This is a genomic window from Chrysiogenia bacterium (genome assembly GCA_020434085.1).
Classification (GTDB): Bacteria; JAGRBM01; JAGRBM01; order JAGRBM01; family JAGRBM01; genus JAGRBM01.
Window position 1 is genome coordinate 1 of the sequence record JAGRBM010000614.1, and the last position, 2,515, is coordinate 2,515.

Sequence of the window (2,515 nt, forward strand, 5' to 3'; positions counted from 1 at the left end):
CAGCGGTTTTTTTTAGGTGCACCATGAGCACCGAGAGCGCGGCGGGCGTGACGCCCGGCAGGCGCGAGGCCTGGCCCAGCGAGCGCGGCCTGGCGCCGTTGAGGCGCTCGCGCACTTCGTGGGTGAGCCCGGCGACGGCGGCGTAGTCGAGATATTCGGGAAGGCGCAGCGCTTCGCTCTTTCGAAGGCGCGCGATCTGTTCGCGCTCGGTTTCGAGATAGCCGTGGTAGCGCGCCTGCACTTCGAGCTGTTCTGTCGCGGCGCGCCGTGAGTTCTCACTCAATCCCTCCACCGGCGCGCGAAGGCCCGGCTGCTCATCGAGCGGCGCGATTTTCTCGTAGCCCAGCTCCGGCCTTGTCATCAGCTCCCAGAGCGTCACCGGCTTCTTGGGCGCGGCGGTGCCGAGCGCCTCGACGCGCGCCTGGTTCTCGGGAGTCGGGAAGATGCGCGCTGCTTCCAGGCGCGCGCGCTCTTTCTCGATGGCCTCGCGCCTGACGCAAAACGCCGCCCACTCGGCGTCACCAACCAGAGCGAGTTTGCGCCCGTGCTCGCGCAGGCGCAGGTCGGCGTTGTCCTCGCGCAGGTGGAGGCGCCACTCGGCGCGGCTGGTGAACATGCGGTAGGGCTCTGAGACGCCCTTGGTTACGAGGTCGTCGATCATCACGCCGATGTAGGCCTCGTCGCGGCGCAGGGTGAACTCGCCCGCATCTTTGACAAAGAGCGCGGCGTTGACGCCGGCGACCATCCCCTGCCCGGCCGCTTCCTCGTAGCCCGAGGTGCCGTTGATCTGCCCGGCCAGGAAGAGCCCGGGAACACGGCGGGTCTCCAGCGTGTTTTTCAGCTCGGTCGGCGGCACGGCGTCGTACTCGACGGCGTAGCCGACTTTCAGCATCTCAACCTTTTCGAGACCGGGAATGGTGCGAAGGAATGCGAGCTGCACGTCGGCGGGCAGCGAGGTGGAGAGCCCGTTGGGATAGACCTCGTCGGTGCCCAGGCCGTCGGGCTCCAGAAAAATCTGGTGGCGATCCTTGTCGCGGAAGCGGAAGACCTTGTCCTCGATGCTCGGGCAATAGCGCGGCCCCGTGCCCGAGATCTGGCCGTTGAAGAGCGGCGAGCGATCAAACGCGCTCGCAATGATTTCGTGGGTGCGTTCGTTCGTATAGGTGATCCAGCAGGGAATCTGCTGCTGGCGGATGCGCTCGGTCGATAGAGAGAACGGCACCGGGTTCTCATCGCCGTCCTGCCGCTCGGTCTTTGCGTAATCGATGGTGCGCGTGTCCAGCCGCGCGGGCGTTCCCGTCTTGAGCCGCAGCAGCGGAAAGCCCAGCTCACTCAAACTTCCCGAGAGCGAGTTGGCCGCCACGTCCCCCACGCGCCCGCCGGGGGTCCGGCTCTGCCCGGTGTGCATGAGCCCGCGCAGGAAGGTCCCGGTTGTAATGACCGCCGCGCGGCAGGAGAGCGTGCTGCCGTCTTCGAGCGCAACGCCGCTCACGCGTCCTTTGTCTGTGAGGATCCGCGCGGCCAGCCCCTCGACGATGGTGAGGTTTTCCTGTCCCGAAACGCGCCGCACCATGGACTCGCGGTAGAGCCGCCGGCAGCACTGCGCCCGCGAGCTCCACACGGCCGGGCCCTTGCTGAGGTTCAGGCGCCGGAACTGGATGCCCGCCTCATCGGCGGCGCGCCCCATCTCGCCGCCCAGCGCATCGACCTCCCGCACGAGCTGGCCCTTGCCCTGCCCCCCGATCGCCGGGTTGCAGCTCATGAGGCCGATCGCCTCACGCCGCGCGGTCACCAGCGCAACCTGCCGCCCCATGCGCGCGCAGGCGAGCGCCGCCTCGATCCCGGCGTGCCCGCCGCCCACGACGACGATTTCGAATTGTGCGCTGCGCGCGTCCATACGGAGGCCGAGGTTGGCTGGTTCTGGGGAGAATTGGCAAGTTGGCTGACTCTGAGTTCCCTGCCACCAGGCCGCTCAGCCAAGCCCGGGACAGGCCGCCCGGGCTGGCGAGGCTTGGTCAGCTCGCGCCGACGACGATCCGCCTTACTTTTCCTGGTCGGCGGCCTTGTCCGTGCGACGCGTTGAGAGCGCCAGGACGAATCCGCAGCCGAACCCAAACAGCGCGGTGAAAAGCAGCAGGATAATGAGAGAGAGATTGCTCTCCCACATGAGAAAACGAACGGAGACCGCCTGGCTGTTCTGCGCAATCACGGCAATGAACAGTCCGAACACGATCAGCGGCGCGATCATCTTGAATTTCATGGGTCAGACCTCCCTCGCGAGCAGCGGCCCCTCCATGATTGATCTGCCCGATAGGATTAGCAAGGGGGATGCCCGCCCTGGGGGAGCGCCCCGGCACGGGCGTTGCAGGGTTAGGGAGAGGATCACGGGTGGTCCGGTCCGGGCGGGGTCAAGGGGGCTAACGCTAGGGGGCCGGGAACGGGTAGAGCGGGTTGGGCGTCAGTTTGACCAATCTTTCATAGGTATAGTCAGTCACTGAATAGACCACGTACCGAC

General features: G+C 66.6%; 2 protein-coding genes. Both read right to left on the reverse strand.

The features are described 5' to 3' along the window. Positions 1–1,897, reverse strand: a 1,897-nt coding sequence (gene mnmG / locus KDH09_19915) for a tRNA uridine-5-carboxymethylaminomethyl(34) synthesis enzyme MnmG (GenBank protein MCB0221974.1), incomplete at its 3' end; no start/stop codon positions are given. Between the two features lie 144 nt (positions 1,898–2,041). After that, positions 2,042–2,260 (reverse strand): DUF1049 domain-containing protein, encoded by a 219-nt coding sequence (locus KDH09_19920; protein MCB0221975.1) that lies wholly within the window; start codon positions 2,258–2,260, stop codon positions 2,042–2,044. Between the last annotated feature and the right edge of the window lie 255 nt (positions 2,261–2,515).

Excerpts from the sequence above, each read along its gene's own strand:
- KDH09_19920 (MCB0221975.1), bottom strand. The coding sequence starts at position 2,260 with ATGAAATTCAAGATGATCGCGCCGCTGATCGTGTTCGGACTGTTCATT.